At 73.2% G+C, this 25,429-nt stretch carries 26 protein-coding genes; 16 read left to right on the top strand and 10 right to left on the bottom strand.

The genetic code is table 11. The annotated features are described in order from the left end of the window. Positions 1-81 precede the first annotated feature (81 nt). From IMZ35_RS23460 to IMZ35_RS23435, 6 genes are read left to right on the top strand one after another with little or no spacing between them, the layout of a single operon-like run. Positions 82-462 carry a polyketide cyclase / dehydrase and lipid transport gene (locus IMZ35_RS23460; protein ID WP_199443327.1) on the top strand — a complete coding sequence of 127 codons (381 nt, stop codon included), beginning with the start codon at positions 82-84 and terminating at the stop codon, positions 460-462. Between the two features lie 31 nt (positions 463-493). Continuing rightward, positions 494-1,282 carry a metallophosphoesterase family protein gene (locus IMZ35_RS23455; protein ID WP_199443326.1) on the top strand — a complete coding sequence of 263 codons (789 nt, stop codon included), beginning with the start codon at positions 494-496 and terminating at the stop codon, positions 1,280-1,282. Positions 1,283-1,309: 27 nt separating this feature from the next. After that, on the top strand, positions 1,310-1,744 hold the full coding sequence (locus IMZ35_RS23450; protein ID WP_199443325.1) for an SRPBCC family protein: 435 nt from the start codon (positions 1,310-1,312) through the stop codon (positions 1,742-1,744). 10 nt (positions 1,745-1,754) lie between these two features. Continuing rightward, a complete protein-coding gene (locus IMZ35_RS23445; RefSeq protein WP_199443324.1) occupies positions 1,755-2,960 on the top strand; it encodes an ArsA family ATPase in 1,206 nt (401 codons plus the stop codon). A 4-nt stretch (positions 2,961-2,964) separates the two neighbouring features. After that, on the top strand, positions 2,965-3,333 hold the full coding sequence (locus IMZ35_RS23440) for a hypothetical protein (RefSeq protein ID WP_199443323.1): 369 nt from the start codon (positions 2,965-2,967) through the stop codon (positions 3,331-3,333). Further along, positions 3,327-4,295 carry an ROK family glucokinase gene (locus tag IMZ35_RS23435; protein WP_307868669.1) on the top strand — a complete coding sequence of 323 codons (969 nt, stop codon included), beginning with the start codon at positions 3,327-3,329 and terminating at the stop codon, positions 4,293-4,295. The genes IMZ35_RS23440 and IMZ35_RS23435 overlap by 7 nt, the downstream gene beginning before the upstream one ends. A gap of 21 nt (positions 4,296-4,316) precedes the next feature. On the opposite strand, the gene IMZ35_RS23430 is transcribed toward IMZ35_RS23435, so the two are convergent. Continuing rightward, positions 4,317-4,916 (bottom strand): hypothetical protein, encoded by a 600-nt coding sequence (locus IMZ35_RS23430; protein WP_199443322.1) that lies wholly within the window; start codon positions 4,914-4,916, stop codon positions 4,317-4,319. 216 nt (positions 4,917-5,132) lie between these two features. On the opposite strand from IMZ35_RS23430, the gene IMZ35_RS23425 reads away from it, so the two are divergent. From IMZ35_RS23425 to IMZ35_RS23415, 3 genes are all read left to right on the top strand, one after another. Further along, positions 5,133-5,891, top strand: a complete 759-nt coding sequence (locus IMZ35_RS23425; RefSeq protein WP_199443321.1) for a lysophospholipid acyltransferase family protein — start codon at positions 5,133-5,135, stop codon at positions 5,889-5,891. Positions 5,892-5,900: 9 nt separating this feature from the next. Then, complete coding sequence (locus IMZ35_RS23420; RefSeq protein ID WP_199443320.1) at positions 5,901-6,413, top strand: polyadenylate-specific 3'-exoribonuclease AS; 513 nt, start codon at positions 5,901-5,903, stop codon at positions 6,411-6,413. Between the two features lie 123 nt (positions 6,414-6,536). Beyond that, entirely contained in the window at positions 6,537-7,562 is a 1,026-nt protein-coding gene (locus IMZ35_RS23415; RefSeq protein WP_199443319.1) for a 6-phosphofructokinase, read from the top strand. A gap of 63 nt (positions 7,563-7,625) precedes the next feature. Here IMZ35_RS23415 and IMZ35_RS23410 read toward each other — a convergent pair whose 3' ends face one another. Beyond that, the gene (locus IMZ35_RS23410; protein WP_199443318.1) at positions 7,626-8,639 is read right to left on the bottom strand and encodes a DUF2891 family protein; all 1,014 of its coding nucleotides are present in this window, start codon (positions 8,637-8,639) and stop codon (positions 7,626-7,628) included. Between the two features lie 112 nt (positions 8,640-8,751). On the opposite strand from IMZ35_RS23410, the gene IMZ35_RS23405 reads away from it, so the two are divergent. Next, positions 8,752-10,140 carry a class II 3-deoxy-7-phosphoheptulonate synthase gene (locus IMZ35_RS23405; protein ID WP_199443317.1) on the top strand — a complete coding sequence of 463 codons (1,389 nt, stop codon included), beginning with the start codon at positions 8,752-8,754 and terminating at the stop codon, positions 10,138-10,140. Positions 10,141-10,209: 69 nt separating this feature from the next. Here the strand turns inward: IMZ35_RS23405 and pknB are convergent, their stop codons facing one another. Then, a complete protein-coding gene (gene pknB, locus IMZ35_RS23400; protein ID WP_307868667.1) occupies positions 10,210-12,267 on the bottom strand; it encodes a Stk1 family PASTA domain-containing Ser/Thr kinase in 2,058 nt (685 codons plus the stop codon). 109 nt (positions 12,268-12,376) lie between these two features. Between pknB and IMZ35_RS23395 the strand changes: the two genes are divergently transcribed. After that, on the top strand, positions 12,377-12,742 hold the full coding sequence (locus IMZ35_RS23395; protein ID WP_199443316.1) for an Rv2175c family DNA-binding protein: 366 nt from the start codon (positions 12,377-12,379) through the stop codon (positions 12,740-12,742). Positions 12,743-12,804: 62 nt separating this feature from the next. Here the strand turns inward: IMZ35_RS23395 and mptB are convergent, their stop codons facing one another. Together mptB and IMZ35_RS23385 are read right to left on the bottom strand one after the other, a co-directional pair. Further along, positions 12,805-14,352, bottom strand: coding sequence for a polyprenol phosphomannose-dependent alpha 1,6 mannosyltransferase MptB (gene mptB, locus IMZ35_RS23390; protein ID WP_199443315.1), 1,548 nt, complete (start codon positions 14,350-14,352; stop codon positions 12,805-12,807). Positions 14,353-14,500: 148 nt separating this feature from the next. Further along, positions 14,501-15,568 (bottom strand): polyprenyl synthetase family protein, encoded by a 1,068-nt coding sequence (locus tag IMZ35_RS23385; protein ID WP_199443314.1) that lies wholly within the window; start codon positions 15,566-15,568, stop codon positions 14,501-14,503. Positions 15,569-15,672: 104 nt separating this feature from the next. On the opposite strand from IMZ35_RS23385, the gene metF reads away from it, so the two are divergent. After that, on the top strand, positions 15,673-16,557 hold the full coding sequence (gene metF, locus IMZ35_RS23380) for a methylenetetrahydrofolate reductase [NAD(P)H] (protein ID WP_199443313.1): 885 nt from the start codon (positions 15,673-15,675) through the stop codon (positions 16,555-16,557). A 132-nt stretch (positions 16,558-16,689) separates the two neighbouring features. Here metF and IMZ35_RS23375 read toward each other — a convergent pair whose 3' ends face one another. Next, positions 16,690-17,343 carry an LppM family (lipo)protein gene (locus IMZ35_RS23375; RefSeq protein ID WP_199443312.1) on the bottom strand — a complete coding sequence of 218 codons (654 nt, stop codon included), beginning with the start codon at positions 17,341-17,343 and terminating at the stop codon, positions 16,690-16,692. A 118-nt stretch (positions 17,344-17,461) separates the two neighbouring features. On the opposite strand from IMZ35_RS23375, the gene IMZ35_RS23370 reads away from it, so the two are divergent. Beyond that, positions 17,462-19,153, top strand: a complete 1,692-nt coding sequence (locus tag IMZ35_RS23370) for a DUF885 domain-containing protein (protein ID WP_199443311.1) — start codon at positions 17,462-17,464, stop codon at positions 19,151-19,153. Positions 19,154-19,207: 54 nt separating this feature from the next. Here the strand turns inward: IMZ35_RS23370 and IMZ35_RS23365 are convergent, their stop codons facing one another. Then, the gene (locus IMZ35_RS23365) at positions 19,208-19,783 is read right to left on the bottom strand and encodes a GNAT family N-acetyltransferase (protein ID WP_199443310.1); all 576 of its coding nucleotides are present in this window, start codon (positions 19,781-19,783) and stop codon (positions 19,208-19,210) included. Next, a complete protein-coding gene (locus IMZ35_RS23360; RefSeq protein ID WP_199443309.1) occupies positions 19,780-20,292 on the bottom strand; it encodes a YbaK/EbsC family protein in 513 nt (170 codons plus the stop codon). The genes IMZ35_RS23365 and IMZ35_RS23360 overlap by 4 nt, the downstream gene beginning before the upstream one ends. Before the next feature lie 297 nt (positions 20,293-20,589). On the opposite strand from IMZ35_RS23360, the gene IMZ35_RS23355 reads away from it, so the two are divergent. After that, positions 20,590-20,871 carry an SAV_6107 family HEPN domain-containing protein gene (locus tag IMZ35_RS23355; protein ID WP_199443308.1) on the top strand — a complete coding sequence of 94 codons (282 nt, stop codon included), beginning with the start codon at positions 20,590-20,592 and terminating at the stop codon, positions 20,869-20,871. Then, entirely contained in the window at positions 20,868-21,671 is an 804-nt protein-coding gene (locus IMZ35_RS23350; RefSeq protein ID WP_307868663.1) for a maleylpyruvate isomerase family mycothiol-dependent enzyme, read from the top strand. The genes IMZ35_RS23355 and IMZ35_RS23350 overlap by 4 nt, the downstream gene beginning before the upstream one ends. Positions 21,672-21,692: 21 nt before the next feature. Here IMZ35_RS23350 and IMZ35_RS23345 read toward each other — a convergent pair whose 3' ends face one another. After that, positions 21,693-23,315, bottom strand: coding sequence for an alkaline phosphatase D family protein (locus IMZ35_RS23345; protein WP_199443307.1), 1,623 nt, complete (start codon positions 23,313-23,315; stop codon positions 21,693-21,695). Positions 23,316-23,338: 23 nt separating this feature from the next. Here IMZ35_RS23345 and IMZ35_RS23340 point away from each other — a divergent pair, with 23 nt between their 5' ends. Then, positions 23,339-24,049 (top strand): VOC family protein, encoded by a 711-nt coding sequence (locus IMZ35_RS23340; RefSeq protein WP_199443306.1) that lies wholly within the window; start codon positions 23,339-23,341, stop codon positions 24,047-24,049. Here IMZ35_RS23340 and IMZ35_RS23335 read toward each other — a convergent pair. After that, positions 24,046-25,050 (bottom strand): sugar ABC transporter substrate-binding protein, encoded by a 1,005-nt coding sequence (locus IMZ35_RS23335; protein WP_199443305.1) that lies wholly within the window; start codon positions 25,048-25,050, stop codon positions 24,046-24,048. The two genes, IMZ35_RS23340 and IMZ35_RS23335, sit on opposite strands and share 4 nt — an antisense overlap. Between the last annotated feature and the right edge of the window lie 379 nt (positions 25,051-25,429).

The following is a 25,429-nucleotide window of genomic DNA, read 5'->3' as shown; positions in this document are numbered from 1 at the left end:
TGGGGAAACCTAACCTGTGATTCGGGCGATACACCAGGGCGGACACCCGTGGTGTGACCTTCTCGTGGCACGCTCCCCACCATGCCCAGCGTGGACGTGGTGGACGAGACGTTCTTAGCGGTACCGCCGAACGTCGTGCGCGCGGCCTTCGCCGACCCCGCCGCGTGGGACGAGCACTGGCCCGACCTCCAGCTCGACGTCTACCTCGACCGGGGGGACGAGGGTCTGCGCTGGACGGTCGGCGGCGCGCTCGTCGGCACGATGGAGGTCTGGCTGGAGCCCGTGCTCGACGGCACCCTGCTGCACTACTTCCTGCGCGCCGACCCGCCCGGCGGCCCGGCTCCGCTGCCGAGGGCGCTCAAGGAGGTCCGCCGCCGTCAGCTCGCGGCCAAGGAGGTGGCGCTGGGCCTGAAGCTCGTGCTGGAGGACGGCCGTCCGCCGGGTCACCCGCCGGTCGGGTGATCACGTGCGGTCCCTGACGTAGGTTTGCGTCGTGCGTGTTCACGTTGTGTCCGACGTCCACGGCAACGCCGAGGCCCTCGCGCGGGCCGGTGACGGTGCCGACGCGCTGGTGGTGCTGGGCGACCTCATCGACTTCGTCGACTACCACCACCACGAGCGCGGCATCCTCGGCCGGGTGTTCGGGCCGGAGAAGGTCGCGGTGTTCGCGCGGCTGCGGCGCGAGCGGATGGGCCCCGAGACCGCCGTCTACGTGAGGTCGCTGTGGGAGAGCCTCCCCGACGCGGCGAGCGTCGTGCGCGAGGCGGTGCTGGAGCAGTACGCCGAGCTGTTCGCCGTCATGCCCGCTCCCACCTACGCCACGCCGGGCAACGTGGACGAGCCGCACCTGTGGCCGCGCTTCGCGCGCGAGGGCCTGCACCTGCTCGACGGCGAGGTGACCGAGATCGGCGGCCTGCGCTTCGGGTTCGCCGGGGGCGCGGTGATCCCGCCGGGCGCGGTGCGCCGCCGGGGCGGTCCGTGGCACCCCTACCTGCGCACGGACGCCGAGTTCGCGACGGCGCTCACCGCACTGACCGACGTCGACGTGCTGTGCACCCACGTGCCGCCGGCGGTTCCGGAGCTGACCTACGACGTGGTGGCCCGCCGACCCGAGCTGGGGTCGCGCGCGCTGCTCGACCTCATCGCCCGCGAGCGGCCCCGGTGGTCGTTCTTCGGGCACGTGCACCAGCCCATGGCGCAGCGGGTCAGGGTGGGCTGGACCGAGTGCGTCAACGTCGGTCACTTCCAACGCCGGGGCACACCTCACGTGCTGCGTTGGTGAACGCTCGCACCGGGTAACCTGCCCGGCATGGCCGACGAGTCCACCCAGTCCATCACGATCGACGCCGCGCCGGAGCGGATCCTGGCCGTGATCGCCGACTTCGACGCGTACCCGGAGTGGGCGAACGGGGTGAAGCGCACCGAGGTGCTGGAGACCGGCGAGGACGGCCGGGCCGCGCAGGTGCGGTTCAACATCGACCAGGGGCCGATCAAGGACGAGTACGTGCTGGCCTACGAGTGGGTTCCCGACGGCGTCCGCTGGAGCCTCGTCAAGGGCAACATGCAGAAGTCCCAGCACGGCAGCTACCGGCTCGTGCCCGGCGGCAGCGGCACCGAGGTGACCTACACGCTGTCCGTGCAGCTCGTCGTGCCGATGATCGGCCTGTTCCGCCGCAAGGCCGAAAAGATGATCATGGACACCGCGCTCAAGGAGCTGAAGCGTCGCGTCGAGAACGCGGGCTGAGGCAGTCCACGTGCGGGTGCTCCTCTTCACGGGCAAGGGCGGGGTCGGCAAGACGACCCTCGCCGCGGCCACCGCCGGCCTGCTCGCCTCCACCGGCCGCAAGGTGCTCGTGGTGTCCACCGACCCGGCGCACTCGCTCGGCGACGCGCTCGACACGCCGCTCGACGCGTCGCCCACCGAGGTCGAGGGCGGGCTGTTCGCCGCCCAGATCGATCCGCGCGGCCTCGTCGACGACACGTGGCACGAGCTGCGCCACCATCTCCGCACGCTGCTCGCCGGCGCCGGTGTGGACGAGCTGGACGCCGAGGAGCTGACCGTGCTGCCCGGTGTGGAGGAGCTCCTCTGCCTCACCGAGGTGCACCGGCTCGCCGCGTCCGGCCCGTGGGAGGCGGTCGTCGTCGACTGCGGCCCCACCGCGGAGACGCTGCGGCTGCTCGCCCTGCCCGACGCGTTCGCCGGGTACGTCGAGAGGCTGTTCCCGACGCACCGCCGCGTCGTGCGCGGACTGCTCGCCGGGGTCGCCGGGAACGGCACCGCGGAGACCTGGGACGCCACCGCCGACGCCCTCGGCAGGCTCGCCGACCACCTCGGCGTGCTGCGGGCGATGCTCGTGGACCAGGGCGCCACGAGCGTGCGGCTCGTCTGCACCCCGGAGCGCGTGGTGGCCGCGGAGACCCGGCGGACGCTCACCGCGCTCGCGCTGCAGGGCGTGCGGGTGGACGGCGTGATCGTCAACCGCCTCGTGCCGGACCCCGGCCCGGAGCGCGGCGCCGCCGCCTCCTGGCTGCGCACCCGCCGCGCCGAGCAGGACGCCGTCCTCGCCGAGCTGACCGGCGACCTCGCCGTGCGCACGGTGGACCACCGGGCCGCCGAACCCGTCGGCGTGTCCGCGCTGCTCGACGTCGCCGAGCAGCTCTACGGCGACGACGACCCCCTGGCCACCGCGACCGAGCCGTCCGCTCCGCTGCTGCGGGTCACCGGCGGGGGTCGCGGGCACGACGCGGAGTACGCGCTGCGGGTCGCGCTGCCGCTGTCCGACGACACCGAGCTGGACCTCGCGCGGGTCGGCGACGAACTGGCCGTCACCGTGGACGGCCGCCGCAGGCTGATCGCCCTGCCGTCGCTGCTGCGCCGCTGCGTCGTCACCGGAGCCGAGATGGACGAGACCGGGCTCGTCGTGCGGTTCCGCCCCGATCCCGACCTGTGGATGCGTTGAGGACATGAAGGACGAGAGCACCGGCCGCCTGGCCGAGGAGCTGCGCCTGCTGCTGGACACCGCGGCCGAGCGCGCGCAACCGTGGTTGCAGAGGGCCGCGGCCGCGGGTGAGCAGGACGAGCACACGCCGCAGACCTGCGGCTGGTGCCCGGTGTGCAACACCGCGGCCGTGCTGCGCGGGGACCGCTCCGAACTCGCGGCGAAGGCCGCCGAGCACGTCGCCGGGCTGATCGCGGTGCTGCGCACCGCCCTCGCCGAGCCCGCGGCCACCACCACCACCACACGAGAAGCACCGCCCGAGCCGGCGGCAGCACCGCCGGAGGAGTCGCGCGTGCAGCACATCCAGGTCGTCCGCCGGAGCAACGGGTGCTGACGATCGGCATCGACGTGGGCGGGACGAGCGTGCGAGCCGGGGTGGTCGACGGTGACGGCGCCGTCCTCGACACCACCCGCTCGCCCACCCCGTCCGGTGCGGAACCGCTGGAGCAGGCCATCGCCGCGGCGGTCGCCGAGCTGGCCGGACGGCACCGGGTCACCGCGGTCGGCCTGGCCGTCGCCGGTTTCGTGACCTCGGACCGGCGCAGCGTGCGCTTCGCGCCGCACCTGGCCTGGCGGCAGGCGCCCGTCGCGGACCGCATGTCCGAGCGGCTGGGGATGCCCGTCGTGCTGGAGCACGACGCCAACGCCGCCGCCCTCGGCGAGCACCGCTTCGGCGCCGCGCGCGGCGCGAAGGTCGCCGCGCTGGTCGCGATCGGCACGGGCATCGGTGGCGCGCTGCTGCTCGACGGCCAGGTGTTCCGCGGCGCGCACGGCGTCGCGCCCGAACTGGGTCACCTGCGGGTCGTGCCCGGCGGGCGGCCGTGCCCGTGCGGCAAGAGCGGCTGCTGGGAGCGGTACTGCAGCGGCACGGCGCTGAGCACGACGGCGGTGGAACTGCTGGCCAAGCACCCCGGCGCGTCCACCGTGCTGGCGCGGGAGGCGGCCGGCGACGCGCGCGCCGTGACCGGGCGCCGGGTGGCGGGTGCTGCCCGCGACGGCGATCCGCTGGCGCTGCGCGCGATGGCCGACCTGGCCCGGTGGCTCGGCGACGGCCTCGCGCTGGTGGCCGACGTGTACGACCCGGAGGTCGTGGTCGTCGGCGGCGGCGTGTCGGAGTCGGCCCCGCTGTTCCTCGACGACGCCCGCGAGCGCTACGCCTCGGTGGTCACCGGTGCCGGGCACCGTCCGCTCGCCCGCATCCGGACCGCCCAGCTCGGTGACGACGCGGGCATCGTGGGTGTGGCGACGATGGCGAGGGACCTGGCCGACGCGACGGCCCGCAACGGCCGCCGCTGACCACCCGGCCGGCCGTCGGAGTCAGAGCCGCGCGCCGTCGTCCCAGCCGCTGTCGGGCGGCGGGTCGTGGCGCAGGCGCAGGATCAGCCAGCCCGCTCCGGTGCACATCGCCACGAGGGCCAGCGGCGCGCTGATGCTCGTGCGGAGTCCGAACAGGCCGGGAGCGACGAGCAGGACGACACCCAGCAGCACGACGCCCAGCGCCGCGATGGTGCCGGGACGCAGCGACGGCATCGGCGGCGGCTCCGGCGGGACGAAGTGGTCGTCCGGGCCGTCGTCGGGAGCGGTGCGCCCCCGCTGGTCGTCGAGGTCGTCCTCGGGACGAGTGGCGAGAGCGGTGTCCTCGCGGCCCCGGCCACCGGGCTCGGGCGGCGGCTCAGGAGCGGGCGCGTCCGGAGTGGACGCCTCGGACTCGGGCGCGTCCCGGCCGGGAACGGGCGTGCGCGGCTCGGTGGTGGACGCCTTCGCGGGCGAGGTGTCGGGCTGCTCGTCGGAGTCGTCCGCGAAACCGGTGGCCGACCACGCGGAGCCGACCCCTTCGCGTTCGAGGCTCGCGACGATCTCGGCGAAGGCCGCGTCAACGTCCTCGGGGCCGTCCGTCGAGTCGCGGCGGTGGTTCATGGGCGTGCTCCAGCCCCTCCCGGGTCGCGGGTGTCCGTTGCTCCATCGTCGCACGACCCGCGTCCGTTGCGGTTGCGGCAGCCGGGGGAGTTGTGCCCGCGCGGCCGGGCCCGCTGTTCGTTGTGCCTGGCGCCGTCGGCTCCGTAGGCTGGCCGCCTGCGTGGTGTCGTGGGCGCGGTGTCGTGATCGAGTTCGCCGAGGGAGGCGCTCCCAGCAGTGCTGTACTGGTTGATGAAACACGTTCTTCTCGGGCCGTTGCTGCACGTGTTCTTCCGGCCGCGGATCGAGGGCGCGGAGCACGTTCCCGAGAGCGGGGGCGTGATCCTCGCGAGCAACCACCTCGCGGTGTCCGACTCGTTCTTCCTGCCGCTGAAGCTGTCCCGCAGGATGACCTTCCCCGCGAAGATCGAGTACTTCACCGGTCCCGGACTCAAGGGCAAGCTCCAGAAGTGGTTCTTCTCCGGCGTCGGCCAGGTCCCGATCGACCGCTCCAGCGCGTCGGCGGCGCAGGGCGCGCTCGACACGGGCGTGCGCATCGTCCGCGCGGGCAAGGTGCTCGGCATCTACCCGGAGGGCACGCGCTCGCCCGACGGCCGCCTCTACAAGGGCAAGGTCGGCGTCGCGTGGATCGCGCTGGAGTCCGGCGCTCCGGTGATCCCGGTGGCGATGATCGGCACCGACAGGGCGAACCCCATCGGTTCGCGGATGTGGCGGCCCTACCCGATCCGGATCAAGATCGGCAAGCCGCTGGACTTCTCCCGCTACGAGGGCCTGTCCGGCGACCGCTTCGTGCTGCGCTCGATCACCGACGAGATCATGTACGCCCTGATGGAGCTGTCCGGCCAGGAGTACGTCGACGTCTACGCGGCGAAGGCCAAGGAGGAGCAGGCCGCCGTCGCCGCGCTGCCCGAGCAGAAGGCGGGCGAGCAGGCCGATCGGCTGCCCGGGACCGGGGCCGGACGAGCGGGTCCGTAGTGTGATGCGGTGCGGTTCTTCTACGACTGTGAGTTCATCGAGGACGGCGTGACCATCGACCTCGTGTCGATCGGTGTGGTCGACGAGGAGGGCCGCGAGTTCTACGCCGTGTCCACCGAGTTCGACCCGGACAGGGCGGGACCGTGGGTGCGGCACAACGTGCTGAACCAGCTCCCGCCACCGGCGAGCCGGGCGTGGCGCAGCCGCGAGCGCATCCGCACCGACCTCCTGGAGTTCTTCGGCGGCCCCGGGGCCAACCGGGACGACGTCGAGCTGTGGGCGTGGTTCGCCGCCTACGACCACGTGGCCCTCGCCCAGCTGTGGGGCGCGATGCCCGCGCTGCCGCGCTGCCTGCCCCGCTTCACCCGCGACCTGCGCCAGCGCTGGGAGGACGTCGGCAAGCCCGTGCTGCCCAAGGCGCCCGCCGACGCGCACGACGCGCTGGCCGACGCCAGGCACAACCTCGCCCGCTGGAAGGTGATCGAGGAGGAGCGTCGCAAGCACGGGTTCACCGACGACTGATCCTTACCGGTCGTTTGTGACCGGAGTGTTGCTGCACCGATCCAGCCCGTGCCACGCTGAGCCCGCGAGAGTGACGCCGGCCACTACGCGCCGGTGAGGCGACGAGGAGATCGGACGAAGCGAATGCGCATCGGTGTGCTCACTGGTGGCGGGGACTGTCCCGGCCTGAACGCGGTCATCCGTGCCGTCGTGCGCAAGGGCGTCGAGGCACACGACTGGGAGGTCGTCGGTTTCCGCAACGGCTGGCAGGGTCCGCTGGAGGGGCTCACCAAGCCGATCGGTCTGGACGACGTGGAGGACATCCTCACCAGGGGCGGCACGATCCTCGGTTCTTCCCGCACCAACCCCTACAAGATCGAGGGCGGCGTCGACCGCGTCCGCGGCGTTCTCGCCGACAACGGGATCGACGCGCTGATCGCGATCGGCGGCGAGGACACCCTGGGGGTCGCGAAGCGGCTCACCGACGACGGCGTCAACGTCGTGGGGGTGCCGAAGACCATCGACAACGACCTGGGCGCCACCGACTACACGTTCGGCTTCGACACGGCGGTGCACATCGCCACCGAGTCGATCGACCGGCTGCGCACCACCGCCGAGTCCCACCACCGCGCCCTCGTCGTGGAGGTCATGGGCCGCCACGCCGGGTGGATCGCCCTGCACTCGGGCCTCGCCGGCGGCGCCAACGTGATCCTGGTTCCCGAGCGGCCGTTCAGCGTGGACAAGGTCGTCGAGTGGGTGCGGCGGCGGTTCGAGCGCCAGTTCGCGCCGATCATCGTCGTCGCCGAGGGCGCCGTCCCGGAGGGCGGCGCCGAGGTGCTGAACTCCGGTGAGAAGGACGCGTTCGGGCACGTGCGGCTCGGCGGCGTCGGCACGTGGCTCGCGGAGGAGATCGCCCAGCGCACCGGCGAGGAGTCCCGCGCGGTCGTGCTGGGCCACACCCAGCGCGGCGGCATCCCCACGGCCTACGACCGCGTGCTCGCCACCCGCTTCGGCCTGCACGCCGTGGACGCCGTCGCCGAGGGCGACTTCGGCGTCATGGTGGCCCTGCGCGGCACCGACATCGTGCGGGTGAAGCTCGCCGAGGCCACGGCCGAGCTGAAGACCGTCCCCCTGGAGCGCTACGCCGAGGCCGAGGTCTTCTTCGGCTGAGCCGCCGGGCGCAGCGCCCGAGCCCGTCCCGGCGCCGGCCACCGCGAGCGCCGGGGCGGGTGCTCAGTCCAGAGCGCCCAGGTCGAGGTACGCGGCGAACGTGCCGAGCCAGTGCTCGGCGGCGTAGCCGTGGCCGAACACGTAGCTCCACCCCGCCTCGTGGTGCCGCTGGGCCGCCCTCTCCGCAGTCGCCGCCCACCGGTGGCCGGCGGGCAGCGCCCCGGCGAGCGCGGCCCAGCCCCAGGCGCGCGACAGCGCGAGCCCGGCCAGGTGCGCGCCGTAGGGGTCGGACGGGTCGTCGGCCGGGAACGGCTCGCGCAGCGTCGTCCACCTGTCCTCGTCGAGGTCGGGCAGGAACGCCTCGAACCACGCCGTGAACTCCTGCTGCGGCAGCACCCTCCGCAGCAGGTCGGCCTCGGTCAGCGCCGGGGAGAGGAAGTCGGCCGCGTCCGGCTCGTACGCACCGTAGCGGGTGTCGCCGCGGTACCAGCGCAGCGCCGCCGCCTCGCACGCCGCCGCCAGTTCGGAGTCGCCGACGGCGCGCGCCGCGTCCAGCACCAGTGCCGTCGCCAGCGCGGTGTTGCCGTGCGTGCCGGTGCGCACCGGCAGCGTCGCCCCGGTGATCCACGTCAGCCAGTTCGCCCGCACGGCCTCGCTCAGCGGGCGCAGCGGCTCCGCCCAGCGGGAGCCCGACGTGCGCAGCTCGGCGTCGAGCAGCAGCAGCCACGCCCAGCCGTAGGGGCGCTCCCAGTACAGGCCCTCCGGCGCGCTGAAGAACGCGGCCTCGGTGGCGCAGCCCTCCGGAGTGATCAGGGAGTCGAGCACGGCCTCGGCCTCCGCCGCCCCCTCCACGTGCGGGCGGAGTCGCAGCACGCGCACCGCGAGCCACGTCTGGTGCACGCAGGAGTGCCAGTCGTAGGACCCCGCGAACACCGGGTGCAGCACCCGGTGCGGCACCAGGTCGGCGTCCGAGGACACCATGCGCGTCCAGTGGACGGGGTGGTGCCGCTGGACGTTGGTCACAGCCGTCGAGAGCAGACGGGCCGCGGTCGCGTCATCCGAACGGGTCTCACTCATGTGAGCCATCATCCAGGTCCAGACCACACGATCGGATGGCGGACCGGGGACGCGCGAGGTGCTGCGCGTCCCCGGAGCCGTCTCTCAGAGTGGAACGCATACTCTTGGCAGTGTGAACTGGACCGTGGACGTGCCCGTGGACACGCTTCCCGAGCTTCCGCCGCTGCCCCCCGAGATGCGCGCTCGCCTGGACGAGGCACTCGCCCGCCCCGCTGCTCAGCAGCCGGAGTGGCCGGACGCCGAGCAGGTGCGCAGGGTGCGCGCGGTGCTGGAGAGCGTGCCGCCCATCACCGTGCCGGCCGAGATCGACCGGTTGCGCGAGAACCTCGCCCAGGTGGCGCGGGGCGAGGCGTTTCTGCTGCAGGGCGGAGACTGCGCGGAGACGTTCGCGGACAACACAGAGCCGCACATCCGCGCCAACATCCGGACCCTGCTGCAGATGGCCGTCGTCCTCACCTACGGCGCGAGCGTGCCCGTCGTGAAGGTCGGCCGCATCGCCGGTCAGTACGCCAAGCCCCGCTCGTCGAACCTCGACGCGCTCGGCCTGCCGTCCTACCGCGGCGACATCGTCAACTCCCTGACCCCGACCCCCGAGGCCCGCGTGGCCGACCCCGGCCGACTGATCAGGGCGTACGCCAACGCCGGCGCGGCGATGAACCTGCTGCGCGCGCTGACCAGCGCGGGCATGGCCGACCTGCACCGGGTGCACGACTGGAACAAGGACTTCGTGCGCACCTCGCCCGCGGGCGAGCGGTACGAGGCGCTCGCGGCCGAGATCGACCGGGGCCTGCGCTTCATGTCGGCGTGCGGCGTCACCGACGCCTCGCTGCACACGACGGAGATCTTCGCCTCGCACGAGGCGCTGCTGCTGGACTACGAGCGGGCGCTGCTGCGGCTGGACAACAGCGGTGAGCAGGCCAAGCTGTACGACCTGTCCTCGCACTTCCTGTGGATCGGGGAGCGCACCCGGCAGCTCGACGGCGCGCACATCGCCTTCGCCGAGCTGCTCAACAACCCGATCGGCCTGAAGATCGGCCCCGGCACGTCGCCGGAGCAGGCCGTGGAGTACGTCGAGCGCCTCGACCCGCACAACACGCCCGGCCGGCTGACCCTGATCAGCCGCATGGGCAACGGCAAGATCCGCGACGTGCTGCCGCCCATCGTGGAGAAGGTCACCGCTTCGGGCCACCTGGTCATCTGGCAGTGCGACCCGATGCACGGCAACACCCACGAGTCCTCCACCGGCTACAAGACCCGGCACTTCGACCGGATCGTCGACGAGGTGCAGGGCTTCTTCGAGGTGCACCGCCGCCTCGGCACGCACCCCGGCGGCATCCACATCGAGCTGACCGGCGAGGACGTCACCGAGTGCCTCGGCGGCGCGCAGGAGATCTCCGACGCCGACCTGTCCGGCCGCTACGAGACGGCGTGCGACCCGCGCCTGAACACCCAGCAGTCGCTGGAGCTGGCCTTCCTGGTCGCGGAGATGCTCCGCTCCTGATCCGGCACGACGTCCGGCACGAACACGAGGGGCCCCTCTCCGCGGAGAGGGGCCCCTCGTATTCGCCGGTCAGATCGCGAACAGGGTGATCCGGGCACCCCGGTCGACCCTCGTGCCCGGCGGGACCGACTGGTTGAACACCCGCGCGTCGCCGCGGTTGTTGAACTGCACGTCCACCTGGAGCCCGAGCTCGCCGAGGATCCTCTTCGCGTCGTCGACCTTCTGACCCGTCACGTTCGGCATCGCGATCGAGCTGGACACGACCACGCCGACGCGCTTGTCACCGCCGGTGACGACGGTCGTCGCGGGCGGGGTGGTGCGGACGACCCGGCCCCCCTCGACCTGCGCCGACTGCTCGGCGCCCGCGTCGAACGGCTCGAACCCGGCCGCGCTCAGCTCCGCGAACGCCTCGTCCCTGGTCTTGTTCGTCACGTCCGGCACCGGCTTGGGCGCAGGCCCCTTGCTCACGACGACGGTCACGCTGCCGCCGACGGTGGCGCGCGTGCTGGGCCTGGGGTTGGTGGTGACCACCTTGCCCGCGGGCACCGTCTCGTCGAACACGTTGGCGGCCTCGTCCAGCACGACCTTCAGGCCCACGTCCTCGACGGCCCTGCGCACCGCGTCGACCTCGCTGCCCGCGGTGACGGGCGGCACGATCGGACTGCCGGTGGAGATGTAGAGCTTCACCGGGCTGTTCTCCGGAACCTCCTGGTTCGCGGACGGGTCGGTGGAGATGACCGCGCCGCGCGGCACCTCGTCGCTGGCCTGGCGCACCGGCTGCGGCACGAGCGAGGCGTCCCGCAGCACCTCGACGGCCACGGTCTCCTCACGACCCCTGATGTCCGGCACGCTGATCCGCCGCTCGCTGCCCAGCCACCACGACAGGACGGCCACGACCAGGGCCAGGACCACGACGACGCCGGTCCACACGGCGAAGCGGCGTCTGCTGCGCTGGCGCTCGGACTCGTAGGAGTCGGGTCGCGGCCGGGCCGCCTGCGGTTCCTGACGGGCCTGCGGAGGCGGCATCGGCGGGATCTGCGGCAGCGGGGCCAGGTCGCCGCGGTGCAGCGCCTGCGTGCGCTGCGGACCGGTGTTCGTGCCGGCCGGCGGCGTGCGGACGTGCTGCTGGGTGGGCGCGTACGGGGGACGGGCCGGGCGCGTCGGCTGGGCGGGGGCGCCGCGCCGCACGGGCACGGTGGCGTCCGGTCCCGGCGCCGCGCGGACCGGCGCGACCCGCACGGTCTGCTCGTCGTGGCCGTGCGCGGGCGCGGGCACCGGTGTGCGCGGCAGCCCGGTGCGCTCGCGCACCGCCTCGACCTCGGACAGGAACGCGGAGGCGTCGCTCAGCCGCTGCGCGGGGTCGCGCCGGGTCGCGCGGCGCACCAGTTCGTCCAGCTCGGCGGGAAGACCGGGCACGGCGGCGCTGGGCGGCGGGACGTCCTCGTTGACGTGGCGGTAGGCGACGGAGATGGGCGTGTCGCCGGTGAAGGGCGGGGCACCCGCGAGCATCTCGTAGAGCGTGACGCCCGCGGAGTAGACGTCGCTGCGCGCGTCGGACGCGCCCGTGGCGACCTGTTCGGGTGACAGGTAGGCCACGGTGCCGAGGATCGTGGTGTCGCTCGTCGTGCTGGCGCTGGCGACGGCGCGGACCAGGCCGAAGTCGGCCACCTTGACCGCGCCGTCCCGGCCGATCAGCACGTTCTCGGGCTTGATGTCGCGGTGGATGAGCCCGGCCCGGTGCGCGGCGGACAGCGCCGAGAGCACCGGTTCCAGCACGGCGAGGGCCAGGGCGGGCGGCAGCTTGCCGCGCTCGCCGAGCAGGTCGCGCAGGGTGCCGCCCTCGACCAGTTCCATCACCAGGAACACCCGGTCCTCGCCCGACGGGACGCGGTCGACGCCCTGGTCGTGCACGGCGACCACGTTCGGGTGATGAAGTCTGGCCGCGGCGCGGGCCTCCCGCTCGAAGCGCTCGACGAAGGAGCGGTCGCCGGAGAACCGCGGGTCCATCACCTTGATGGCCACGGGCCTGTCCAGGCGCGTGTCCACGCCCCGGTACACGGTCGACATGCCTCCGCGGGCCAGCGGGGAGTCCACCCGGTAGCGCTGTTCGAGCAGCCCACCGATCACGTTTGCCGACGACCTCTCCACAACAGTCGATCGTACGGAGGGGGAGCGGGGGGAGGATGACCCGGTTGGCGCAGGGCATCCGGGTCGGGGTTATGGCATCGTGACCCCCGTGAGTGCGATTCCTGCCGCTGCGGATGTACTGGCCCCCGAGCTCGAGGTCCTGCCTCTTCCCGACGTGGCCGACCGTCTCGGTCTGCCCGTCACCCGCGTGCACCAGATGCTGAGGGACGGGCAGCTGCTCGCCGAGCGTCGTGCCGGTGTCCTCGTCGTCCCCGCACAGTTCCTCGCCGCCGCGGGTGTGGTCAAGGGCCTGTCGGGCACCATCACGGTGCTGCGCGATCAGAACTTCTCCACGGAGGAGATCCTGCGCTGGCTGTTCACCGAGGACGACACGCTTCCCGGCACGCCCATCGAGGCGCTGCGCGGAGACCGGGGGCGCGAGGTGAAGCGGCGCGCTCAGGCGATGGGTTTCTGACCGCGGACGACGAACTTCCACGAGGGCCCGTGCTCACCGAGCGCGGGCCCTCTCTTCTCGGTTCAGCGGTCGTAGCGGCTGGACAGGCCCAGCGGGTCCGGCCGCAGCACCGTCACGGCGGCCAGCACGGACACGCCGAAGGCGAGCAGCAGGTAGCCCCACGAGTACAGCGCCGTGTCGCCGTCGGGGAACGTCACCAGCAGCAGCCACACCGAGGCCAGGGTGGCGGCGACCAGACCGGACGAGGTCCACGCGAGGCCGGCCGCGAGCACCAGCGGCCAGCTGAAGTACCAGGGCAGCGTCGCGGGGGACAGCAGCGCCACGGCCAGCATGGTGATCGCGGCCCGGCGCACGGCCTCCGGGCCGCCGTCGCGGGCGGCCTGCCACTGCGTCCACGCGATCCACAGCAGCACGAGCGAGCCGACGCCCCTGGCCGCGGTCAGGAAGATCGCGGGGTCGACGCGGACGAACCAGTCGACGACGGTGTGCGCGACGTCGCCGACCGCGCTGGGGATCGACAACCAGTTCACGATCGACGAGGACGTGCTCAGCGCCGGTATCCAGCCCAGGTCCACCCCGGCGGCGACCGTGCACGCCCCGAAGACCACGGCGAACACCGCCACGCTCGCGCCGCACGCCTTGAGGAACCTGCTCCGCTGCGGCCCCTCCAGCCGCGCCGCCCACACCCACACGAGGAACGGCAGCGCCACGGCGGCGGTGGCCTTCACGGAGAACGCGAGGGTGACCAGGGCGATGCCCGGCACGTGCCTGCGGTCGAGCACGAGCAGCACACCGGCGGCCAGGAAGCCGACCATCAGCAGGTCGTTGTGCGCGCCGCCGACGAGGTGCACCAGCAGCAGCGGGTTGGCGGCGGTCAGCCACAGCGCCGTGGCGGCGCGTCCGCCGAGGTGCCCGGCCAGGCCGGGCAGCGACCAGCACAGCAGCGCGAGCCCGCAGGCCAGGACCAGGCGCATCACGACCACGCCGCCGATGACGCTCGCGTCGGTCACCCCGACGACGCCCTTGGACAGCAGCATGAACAGCGGGCCGTAGGGGGCGGGCGTGTTCTGCCACACCCAGCTCACGTTGTCGCTGAGCGGGCTCGGCAGCGCGGCCGGACCCACGGCGTAGGGGTCGAACCCGCGCAGCGCGAGCTGGCCCTGCGCGAGGTAGCTGTAGACGTCCTTGCTGAACAGCGGCGGCGCGAACAGCAGCGGCAGCGTCCAGGCGGTGATCGCGACGAGCACCGCGAGGCTGTCGACGAGGCGGTGGTGCACCATGCGGCCGAGCCGCACCCACGCCCACACGAGCAGGCCGACGCCGGTGTAGAGCACGACGTTGGCGAGGTCGTAGCCGTGGCCGTAGCGGATCCAGCTGAACGAGGTGTCCGCGAGCAGCGGGTCGCGCTTGAGCGTGGCGCCCGCGCCGGTGCCGCCGAGCGCGATCAGGGCGACTCCGGCGAGGCCGAGCAGGATCGTGCGGACGGGGACGCCCCGCCCCCGTTCCGGCTCCGCGGGCACGTCGCGGGCCGCCGTCGCGCGCGTAGCGGCGGGTGGCGCCGTCTGCGTGGATGCGGCGCTCGTGCTGGGGGAGGACGGAGTCGGGGCCATCGCGAGGAACATCGTTGCACAGGAGCGGGGCCGATCCGCAGCCGATGGTGAACACGTGCGACGAGGGTGTGACGGCTCCGGCGGAACTCCCGACACGCGTGTCACCCGGTCGAGCGCGGTGCTGTTCGGGTCGTGCCGGACGGTGACGTCAGCGGGTGCGCTTCGTCGCGCTGACCGCCAGCTCGGCCAGGCGCTCCCCCGCGGGCTCGGCCACCGGCGTGGTGCTCAGCAGGTCCAGCGCGGACGCCGTGAGCGCGGAGATCCGCTCCTCGACCGCGTCCACCGCGCCGACCTCCCGCAGCGCGGCGCGCACCTCGTCCACCGCGGCGTCGTCCAGGTCTGGACGTCCGAGGACGTCGTGCAGCACGTCCGCGCCGCGCTCCATCCCGAGCGCGACGAGCAGCGTGCGCTTGCCCTCGCGCAGGTCGTCCCCGGCGGGCTTGCCCGTCACGGCGGGGTCGCCGAACACGCCGAGCAGGTCGTCGCGCAGCTGGAACGCCAGGCCGATCTCGCCGCCGAAGGCGCGCAGACCGTCGACCAGCTCCGGGGAGCCGCCCGCGATGGCCGCGCCCATGTGCAGCGGCCTGGCCACCGTGTAGGCGGCGGTCTTGAGCCGGTCGATGCGCACGGCAGCGTCGGCGGAGGCGTCGCCGCGGGCCTGGGTGAGCACGTCGAGGTACTGCCCGGCGAGCATCTCCGTGCGCATGTCCCGCCACGGCACGCTCAGCCGGCGCAGCGCGTCCGTGGGCAGCCCGGCGGCGAGCAGCATGTCGTCGGCCCAGGCCAGGGCCACGTCGCCGATCAGCACGGACGCCGCCAGGCCGAACCGCTCCGCCGGGCCGAGCCAGCCGTGCTCGCGGTGCCTCTCCGCGAAGGCGACGTGCACGGTCGGCCGGCCGCGTCGCACCGCGGAGGCGTCCATGAGGTCGTCGTGGACGAGCGCGCACGCCTGGATCAGCTCCAGCGAGCCGATCGCCGTGAGCACGGGAGCGGCGAGCGGGCCCTCGGGGTCGCCCCCGGCCGCTCGCCAGCCCCACCACGCGAACGTGGGACGGATGCGCTTGCCGCCGGTCAGGACGAACTCGCTCAGCGCGTCCACCGCACCGGCGAAGGTGGGCTCCATCCGTTCGGCGTCGGCGCGGCGCTCGGAGAGGTAGTCGGTCAGGGCGTGTTCGACGTGCTTGGGCAGTTCGAGGTCCAGCGGATGGAGCGGCACGCGCCTATCGTCACCTCTCGCGGTGCCCGGTCCCGCACCGGGGGGTTGCTCTCAACTGGTGAGCAGGTGCTCCCACAGGACGGTCGTGCCTCTAGGCTGGCGGAATGACGTCGGTCGTGGAGAGGCTGAGCGGGCCCGGCACCAAGTTCTCCGTGGAGTTCTTGCCCCCGCGCGACGCCGAGGACGAGCAGGTGCTGTGGCGCGCGGTGCGCGAGCTGGAGCCGCTGGACCCGGCGTTCGTCTCGATCACCTACGGCGCCGGGGGCTCGCGCCGCGACCGCACGATCCGCGCGACCGGCCGGATCGCCCAGGAGACGACCCTGCTGCCGGTGGCGCACCTCACCGCCGTCGACCACTCCGTGGCGGAGCTGCGCAACGTCATCGGCTGGTACGCGGCGGTCGGCGTGCGCAACGTGCTGGCGCTGCGCGGCGACCCGCCCGGTGACCCGATGGGCGAGTGGGTGGCGCACCCCGACGGCCTGAACCACGCCGACGAACTGGTGCGGCTCGTCCGCGAGCTGGGCGACTTCTGCGTGGGAGTGGCGGCGTTCCCCTACGGGCACCCGCGCTCCGGCGACGTCGACCTCGACACCCACTACCTGGTGCGCAAGCTGAACGCGGGCGCCGACTTCGCCGTGGCCCAGCTGTTCCACGAGGCCGACGACTTCTTGCGGATGCGCGATCGCGTGACCGCGCGCGGCTGCACGGCGGCGCTGCTGCCGGGCGTCATGCCGACGACGACCGTGCGGATGATGTCCAAGATCGTGGAGCTGTCCGGCGCGGACCTGCCGCCGGAGGTGTCGCGGCGGCTCGACCCGTGGCGCGACGACCCGGCGGCGTTCCGCGCGGTCGGCATCGACATCGCGACGGAGATGTGCGAGCGGCTGCTCGCCGAGGGCGTCCCGGCGCTGCACTTCTACACGATGAACAGGTCCAGGGCGACGCGCGAGGTGCTGGGCCGCCTGGGCCTGATCCCGGTCAGGGCCTGACCGGACGCGGTCGCCCTCGGCCGCCTCGGCGCCCGTCGCGATCAGCAGCTCGCAGAAGCGGGGGACGGCTTCCTCGTGTTCGGTCTCGTGCACGGTGGACGAAACAGCACCCGGACGTGTGACAGCGTCCGCTCAGGCGACGAGGCTGCGCCGGTGCGAGACCAGTGCCAGCACCACGACGATCAGCGCGGCGGCGCCGGTCAGGGCGGCCACGAGCATCGTCCAGCCGAACCACGAGTTGCCGCCCGTGCCCTGGAAGCGGACGGTCGACGTCAGCATCGACGCCTGCGCCGGCTCGGGTGACCAGGCGATCGTGCCGCCGTCCTCCTCGCGGCCGTTGGTGTTGATCACGTCGCCGGGGAAGGCGATCTTCACCTGGATGTCGGCGCGGTCGGGCGGCACCTGCGTGAGGTCGACCGAGCCCGACATCGTGACCAGGTCGCCGGAGCGGCGGAAGGTCGTCGTGTAACGGCTGCTCAGCGGGTTGGCGGCCATCGACAGCTGTCTGACCTCGTCGAACGTGAGGTCGTTGAAGAAGAGCTGGGTGCCCGAGTAGCCGTCGGCCGAGTACGGCTTCGTCGTCACCCGGCTCGCCAGCTCCGAGGGGACCTGCAACTGCGGGCCGGGGTCGTTGTCCTGAGCGGGCAACGTCGCGGCGACGACCTCCCCGGAGACGAGGTCGTCCCCCGACACGGCCATCGCCGCGTAGAGGCGCGTGCAGCCGGACAGCGACAGCGCCGCGATCACGACGGCGGCGGACAGCATCAGCGAACGGGCCCTGGGCACGCGGTCATCCTGCCAGCAGATGCCCGGATCGACCCGTCGAAAGCGGCGACGAGCACCGGGTTCCTGCGCAAGGCTAAAGACCTGTTGGTCCCGCTCACCGGGCGGTAGCGTGCCGCGCATGTCTTCAACTCCCGCCGGTGTGCACGGCATCAGCGACGCCTACGTCGCGGCGTACGCCGCTCTCGACCCCCTGACCGCCACGGCGATCGGCGTCGGGGACGTCGACGACCAGCTGACGGACTACTCGCCGGAGGGACACGCGGCCCGCCACGAGCTGGTCGTGCGCGCCCTGGCCGACATGGAGGCCGCGACCCCGGCCGACGAGGCCGAGGGCAACGCCAAGGCCGTGTTCCTGGAGCGCGTCGGCCTGGACAAGGACCTCTACGAGGCCGGTCAGGTCGAGCAGGCGCTCAACGTGATCGCGAGCCCTGTGCAGGGCCTGCGCGACGTCTTCGACCAGATGCCGACCGACACCGCCGAGCAGTGGGCGGTCGTCGCCCGGCGACTCGCGGCGATGCCCGACGCCGTGGCCAACCTGCGCACCTCGCTCGCCGGTGCCGCCGACCGGGGCGGGGTCGCCGCCGTGCGCCAGGTGTCGCGGGTCGCCGAGCAGTGCGACACGTGGGCCGGTCTGCGCGGTGAGAAGTCGTTCTTCACCTCCCTGGTCGCGAAGGCGGAGCAGGTGCCGGGCGTGGACGCCGCGCTGCGCACCGACCTGCAGACCGGTGCCCGCGCCGCCGCCGAGGCGTACGCGGACCTCGCCGGGTTCCTGCGCGGCGAGCTCGCGCCGCGGGCTCCGCGCGAGGACGCCGTGGGCGAGGACGTCTACCGCCTGTGGTCGCAGTACTTCACCGGCTCCCGGCTGGACCTCGCCGAGGCCTACGAGTGGGGCTGGGAGGAGTTCACCCGCATCGAGACGGAGATGAAGCAGATCGCCGAGCGGATCAAGCCCGGCGCGACGCTCGCCGAGGCCGCCGCCGCGCTCGACGCCGACCCCCGCTACCTCGTGCAGGGCCAGGACGGGCTCCAGGCGTGGATGCAGCAGCTCTCCGACAAGGCGCTGGTCGACCTGCGCGGCGTGCACTTCGAGCTGCCCGACGAGCTGATGGGCCTGGAGTGCCGCATCGCCCCGCCCGGTGGCGGCGTCGGCGCGTACTACACCGGTCCCACGCCGGACTTCTCCCGTCCCGGCCGCATGTGGTGGTCCGTGCCGGCCGACCGCGAGGAGTTCTCCACCTGGCGCGAGCTGACGACCGTCTACCACGAGGGCGTTCCCGGCCACCACCTCCAGGTCGCGACGGCGGTCTACCAGGCGGAGAAGCTCAACGACTTCCAGCGGCTGCTGTGCTGGGTGTCCGGACACGGCGAGGGCTGGGCGCTGTACTCCGAGCGGCTCATGCGCGAGCTGGGCTACCTCGACGACGACGGCAACCTGCTCGGGATGCTCGACGCGCACCTGTTCCGCGCGGCGCGCGTGATCATCGACATCGGCATGCACCTGAAGCTGGAGATCCCGCGGGGCACCGGCTTCCACGAGGGCGAGCGGTGGACCCCGGAGCTGGGGCTGGAGTTCATGCTGACCCGCACCATCACCGAGGCCGCCCACGTGCGCGACGAGATCGACCGCTACCTCGGCTGGCCGGGGCAGGCGCCGTCGTACAAGATCGGTGAGCGGCTGTGGCTCGCCGCCCGCGACGACGCCAAGCGCCGCCACGGCGACGCCTTCGACCTCAAGGAGTTCCACAAGCAGGCGCTGGAGATGGGCGCCATGGGGCTGGACACGCTGCGCGAGCGCCTCGCCCGGCTCTGAACCCCGTCCGCGGTGCGCACGGGGGCGGTCGCCGCGGCGACCGCCCCCGTCGCGTCACGGCGGGTCGAGCGGCAGGGCGCGGCCCAGCACGGCGAACGGGCGCATGTCACCGGTGAAGAGGTAGTGCCGCAGCACGTCGACGAACCCCACCCGCCGGTACAGCTTCCACGCCTTGCCGGTGCCCTCCGGGGTCGACAGCAGCACCCGCGACGTGGGCACGCCCTCCAGCAGCCGGCGCAGCACCGCCTCGCCCAGCCCGCGGCCCTGCGCGGACGGCAGGACGTGCAGCTCGGTCAGCTCGAAGTAGTCGTGCATCCACTCGTCGACCTCGGACGGGGTCGCCATCGCGGTCAGGCCGCGGCGCACCTGCTCGTGCCACCACTGGGCCGGTGCGCCCCGGTAGCCGTAGCCGACGCCGACCACCTCGTCCTGCGCGCCGAGCGCCACCACGCAGCGCCAGTCCTCGCGGGCCATGTGCGAGATCCACATCGGGGCGCGCATCCGCGCCGTCGACGCCGGGTACCCCATCGCGCTGACGTACACGTCCAGCGCCTCGTCCAGCCGAGCGCGCAGCTCCGTGGGCGACAGTTCGACGACGCGCTCGCAGCGCGGGGACGGTGTCGCCGTCACCTCGCCTCCTCGGCCGCGACGGGGGCGGGGGTGCCGCCGGTCAGCTCGACCAGGTCGTCGAACGTCGTGGGGAACACGGCGTGCGGGTGACCGGCGGCGGCCCAGACCACCTGGTACTGGCGCAGGGCCTCGTCGACGAACGTCCGGACCGGCGCGGGGTGCCCGACGGGGGAGACCCCGCCGATGACCTGGCCGGTGTGCTCCCGCACGAACGCCGGGTCGGCCCGCTTGATGCCGTCGGCCCCGGCCAGTTCGGCGAGCAGCCCGGTGTCCGCGCGGTGCGCGCCGGAGGTGAGCACGAGCAGGGGACTGGCGACGCCGTCGTGGATCGCGGCGAACACCAGGCTGTTGGCGATGGCGCCGACCGGCACGCCGACGGCCTCGGCCGCCTGCGCCGCGGTGCGCACCGCGTCGGCGAGCACTCGGATGTTCTCCGCTGCCCCGGTGTGCCCGGCGCCGGTCAGCGCTTCGGCGACCCTGCGGATCCCCGGATGGTCCAGTGAACTCACCCGCTCATCAGACCACGTTCGCGCCCGTCCGAGTGCGGCAGTACCACGAGCGGCACCGCCGTGCGTCGGCCAGTGCTCCCGCCCGCGATCCCGCCGACGCCGCTCGGGTGATCTCCGCACGGGACGAGCGGGTCGGGTTGAGGAATCTTCGCGGCGGGGGTTAGGCTGATCTCGCTCGAACACGTGTTCGAGCGATCACAACGCCCCGGTGGTGGGGTGGGGGAAGCACCCCACCACCGGGAGCCGCCGGCTTCCCACGGCGGACGTCGATTTCCCGACGCCACGAGGAGGCCGCCGATGTCAGCTTCGATCGACTTCCCGATCCCCACCCCCGTCCCGCGGCACCACCCCCCGCGCTCCGCGCCGGTCCCGCCGCCGCTTCCTCCGGCGCCGGCGATCCCGCTCGTGCCGCAGCTCGGTGGGCGGGCGGCGTTCTTCGCGTCCGGCGCGCGGGTTCGCGCCGCCGTGCGGGCCGGGCTCCCCCGGCACGTCGAACCGCGCACGGCGGACGACCCGGTGCGCCGGACCGGTCAGTTCCTCCCGGTCGTGGACCGGGTCCTGCGCGAGGACCGGCGGTGAGCGCTGGGAGTCCCGGTGGCGGGTTGATCGGCGCGAACCGGATGCTGGAGGTGCTGAGCGCCGAGTCGGAGCTGCTGGCGGCGTCCGCGCGGGGGCAGCGCGCCGAGCGCGCCGTGCCCGCGTGCCCCGGCCTGAACCTGGGGGAGACGGCCCGGCACGTCGGCAGCCTGCACCGGATGGCGCTGTCCTGGTTGCGCGAGGGGCCGGGCGGCACGCCGTGGCAGGAGGACCCGGAGCCGGGGCAGGACCTCGCGGACTACGTCCTGACCGGTGCCCGCCCGCTGATCGCGGAGCTGGCGGCGCACGACCCCGCCGAGACGTGGCCGAGCTGGTGGCCCGAGCAGCAGAACAGGGGCTTCTGGCTGCGCCGGATGCTGCACGAGACCACCGTGCACCGCACGGACGTGCAGGGCGCGGCCGGGCTGCCGCTCGACCCGGTGGACGACGACGTGGCCGCAGACGGCGTGGACGAGGTGCTGTTCTACTGGTTCGCCCACCGGCTGCGCGCGCTCGGCGTGACCGGCACGCGGGACGGCGGCGTCGCGATCAGCACGGCGGGACGGCTCTGGCTGGCCCGCTCCGGTCCGGCGGGTTCTGAGGTGCTGCGCGTACCGCTGGAACCCGGCGCCGACCCCGCCGGCGGGAACCGCGACGACGTGGCCGAGGCGGTGATCACCGGTACGCCGACGGCCGTCTACCGGTGGCTGTGGGGCCGGGTGCCCGACCGCGCGGTGCGGTCGCACGGCGATCCGGACTCCATCGCCCAGCTCTGGGCGCTGCTGCGGCTCGCGACCAGGTAGGGGCGCTCCCCCCTGGCTCCGTCAGGAGTTCAGGGGGACGTGCGCCGCCTCGACGAGCCCCTCGCCGTCGGAGGTGGCCGACTCCAGCCGGAAGTCCGCGCGCCGGCCCTCGACCTCGATGACCGCGACGGAGTTGCCGAAGTGCGGGCCGCTGCGCTTCGTCCACGCCATCGGGTCCGGCGAGATCCCGGCGCGGTCGGCGAGCCGGCGCAGCACCGCCGACACCGGTCGCGACCAGGACAGCCGGAACACCAGGCGGAACACCTTCGGCGGGTCGTTGTGCACCGGCGAGCAGGTCAGCTGCAGCACCCTGCTGTCGGTGGGCTTCGGGTACGCCGCCTCGGCCACGTAGCTGTGGTGCACGTCCCCGGACAGCACGCACACCGTGCTCGGCGCCGTCCGGCCGTGCTCGTCGCTCGCCACCCGCTGGATCAGCCCCGACAGCCGGACGAAGGAGGCGCGGAACGCGGGCCAGTGCTCCAGGTCGGCGACCTGTCTGAACCGCTCGGCCAGCCAGCCCCGCGGGCCCGGCTTGCTCGCCGCGTTCTCGTTGAGCGACTGGAGGTGGCTCAGGCCGTGCGGCATGAGCCACGGCAGCGACGACCCGATGAGCAGGTGGTCGATGTCACCGACCGCGTTCTCCTCGATCCAGCCGAACTCCTCGTCGCTCACCATCAGCCTGGTGCCGGACAGGATGCGCCCGCAGCGGGTGTCGATGACCAGCAACCGCACCCGGCCGAAGTCGCGCCGGTAGCTCCACCACGTCGACTTGTGGCCGTCGACCTCGGCGTCGGCCTGCTCGGCGAAGTCCAGCAGCGCGGGCAGCACGTCGGTGTCGCGCCCCGCCGTGACGACCTGCTGGTACATCTCGTCGGCCTTCAACTCGTCCGGCCCGAGGTTGCCGATGTGCTGGTAGATCCAGTACGACGCCAGCCCGGCCCGGATGCGGTCGCGCCACCACGGCTTGCGCGCCATCTGCTCGCGCCAGGTCTTCGAGGTGTTCCAGTCGTCGCGCACGTCGTGGTCGTCGAAGATCATCGACACCGGGGTGACCGACATGAGCCAGCGGATCTCCGGGTCCGTCCACGACTCGTGGTAGAGCCGGGCGTACTCCGGGAAGTGCACGACCTCCTTCTGCGGCTCCGCACCGCCCCGGCGCTCCTTCAGCCACGCCTTCGTCTCGTCGGTCGGCTCGTCGGCGTAGACCTGGTCGCCGAGCAGCACCAGCGCGTCCGGCCAGTGCGCCTCCGGCAGCCCGATCATCCGCAGCGCGTAGGCGTCCAGCGCGTCCGGGCCCAGCGGGTCCTTGCGGGCGGGGCTCACCGGCTTGGCCGCCCGGCACGAGCCGAACACGATCCGGTGGACGTCGTCGTCGACGTTCGCGGTGCGGATGCGGCAGCGGGGGAGGTCCGAGTCCGGTTCCGGCCAGACCACGTCGCCGTCGAGCCGCACGTCGTACTCGGTGCTCGTGTGCGGCGTCAGACCCTCCACGAGAACGAGGGCGAAGTGCTGGTCACCGGCGCGGAACGTGTCGGCCACGTGCCCGGCGACCTCCACGGAGCACGCCGCGTCGGTCTCCACCCAGACCGTCGCGGACGTGGAGTCGACATGCCTGAGCAGTGGACCGAGCACGAGCTTCGCCATTGGCGGCACGTTACCCTCATCGGGTGACAACCCGACTCGTCAACGTGGTCGTGGACAGTGTCGACCCCGCCGCGCTCGCGGGGTTCTGGTCCGCTCTGCTCCAGAAGCCGATCACCGACGAGGAGCCGGGTGTGGTGGAGATCGCACTCACCCCGGAGACGGACCTGCTGTTCCTCCCGGTCTCCGAGGGCAAGACGGTGAAGAACCGCGTGCACCTCGACCTCGCGAGCACCTCGCCCGAGGACCGGGCGGCCGTCGTGCAGCGCGCGATCGGGCTCGGCGCGCGCCCCGTGGACATCGGCCAGGGCGAGGTCCCGTGGACCGTGCTCGCCGACCCCGAGGGCAACGAGTTCTGCGTGCTGGAGCCGCGCGAGGAGTACCGGGACGTCGGACCGCTGGCCGCGGTCGTCCTGGACACCGCCGACCCGTCCGCCGCGGCCGGGTTCTGGTCGGAGGCGAGCGGCCTGCCCGTCGTGGCCGCCGAGTCCGGCTTCGCGTCGCTGCGCCCGCGGAGCGGCCCCCGGCTGGAGCTCGTGCGGGTCGCCGACCCGCGGACGGTGAAGAACCGCGTGCACCTGGACGTGGCGCCGGGCGTGGACGACGACCAGGAGGCCGAGGTCGCCCGGCTCGTCGCGCTGGGCGCGCGGCCGGTGGACGTCGGTCAGGGCGACGTGTCGTGGACCGTGCTGGCCTCCCCCGAGGGCGACGAGTTCTGCGTGCTGACGCCCCGCTAGTCGAACAGCGCCGAGACCTCGGCGGCCGCCCGCGCCGCCGTCGCCCCGGCCCCGGCTCCCGCCACGACGGAGAGCTCCGCTCTTTCCACCACGCGCCACACCGCCTTCATCATCACCAGCCCGCGCACCAGGGTCAGCCCCGACGCGGGTTCACCGTCGTCGAAGGGCGGTACCGCGCTGACCGCCACCGGCAGTCCGGCTGCGCGCACCTGCTTCAGCGCGTCGGACGTCGTGACGAGGTAGGGGCACCGCTCGGACGTGAACAGCTCGATCGCCTCGGTGCGCCCCACGGAGCGGCGCAAGAACCCCGCACCTGCTTCTCCCAGCGTCCGCAGCCTCTCGAACGCCGCGACGGACCGCGGCTCCGCGAGCCGGACGGACGTCGGGTCCCACCGGCCGTCCGGCGTGCGTCCGAAGAGCCGCCCGCCCGCGCTCTCGAACAGCGGCCAGATCTGGAAGGGGTCCCCCTGCTCTCCCGTCCGCAGCGCGAGCGCGTGGGTGACGAGACCGGAACGGCGCAGTTCTTCGCCCGTGGACACGAGTTCTTCGAAGGTGCGGGGCGGTTCCGGCGCGAGGCGGGTGTTGCGGATCAGCGCGACGGTGTCCACGTTGGACGGCAGGCCGTACAGCTCTCCGTCCACCGTGAGCGCCGACAGGACCCACGCGGGAAACGCGCTCTGGTGCGCGGAGGTCAGGATCGTGGGCTCGATCACGTCGCGCTCGATCAGGTCCCCGAGCCAGTCGTGCGGGCAGACGAGCGCGTCGGCTCTCCCCTCCTCCCGCACGTCCGTCACGAACCGCTCCTGCGGGTAGTAGCCGTTCTTCGTCTCGAACGTGACCGTGACGCCGTAGGCGGCGAGGAACTCGTCCTCGAACCGCGACAGCGCGGTCACCCCCTCGAAGTCGGTCTTGATGTGCAGCTCCGGCGCCAGTTCGGTCAGCCTGCCGTACTGGTTGCGCAGCCAGCGCACTCCCGCCGCGTCGGTGAAGCTGAGCTTCACCCGGCGCGAGGCGGGCGAGCGGTGCGGGTCGTCGCCTCCGATCTCGCAGAACAGCGAGTCGGCGCAGGGGGGGCACCACCAGGTGGTGCACCTTGACGTCGTCGGAGTGCCCGTCCTGTCTCAGAGCGGTGAGGTAGACCTGGTAGACGGGGGCCTCCGACGCGTTGTGCACGAACGCGCCCGCGCGTCCGTCCGTGCTCTCGCCCCACCACGCGGACACCTGCGCCGCCTGCGCTCTGCGCGCGAAGGACTCCTGGACGCCGCGGGTCTCGGCGTTGACGCGATCTCGTTCGGACTCGATCCGGTACGTGCGCCGCGTGACCACGACCGCGGCCGCCGCGAAGCACAGGGCGAGCATCGAGCTGAACGCGGAGATCCA

The sequence above is a fragment of the Umezawaea beigongshangensis genome, assembly GCF_016464305.1.
Lineage (GTDB): Bacteria > Actinomycetota > Actinomycetes > Mycobacteriales > Pseudonocardiaceae > Umezawaea_A > Umezawaea_A beigongshangensis.
The sequence above is the reverse complement of the archived record's forward strand: the minus strand, read 5'-3'. Positions and strand labels throughout refer to the sequence as shown.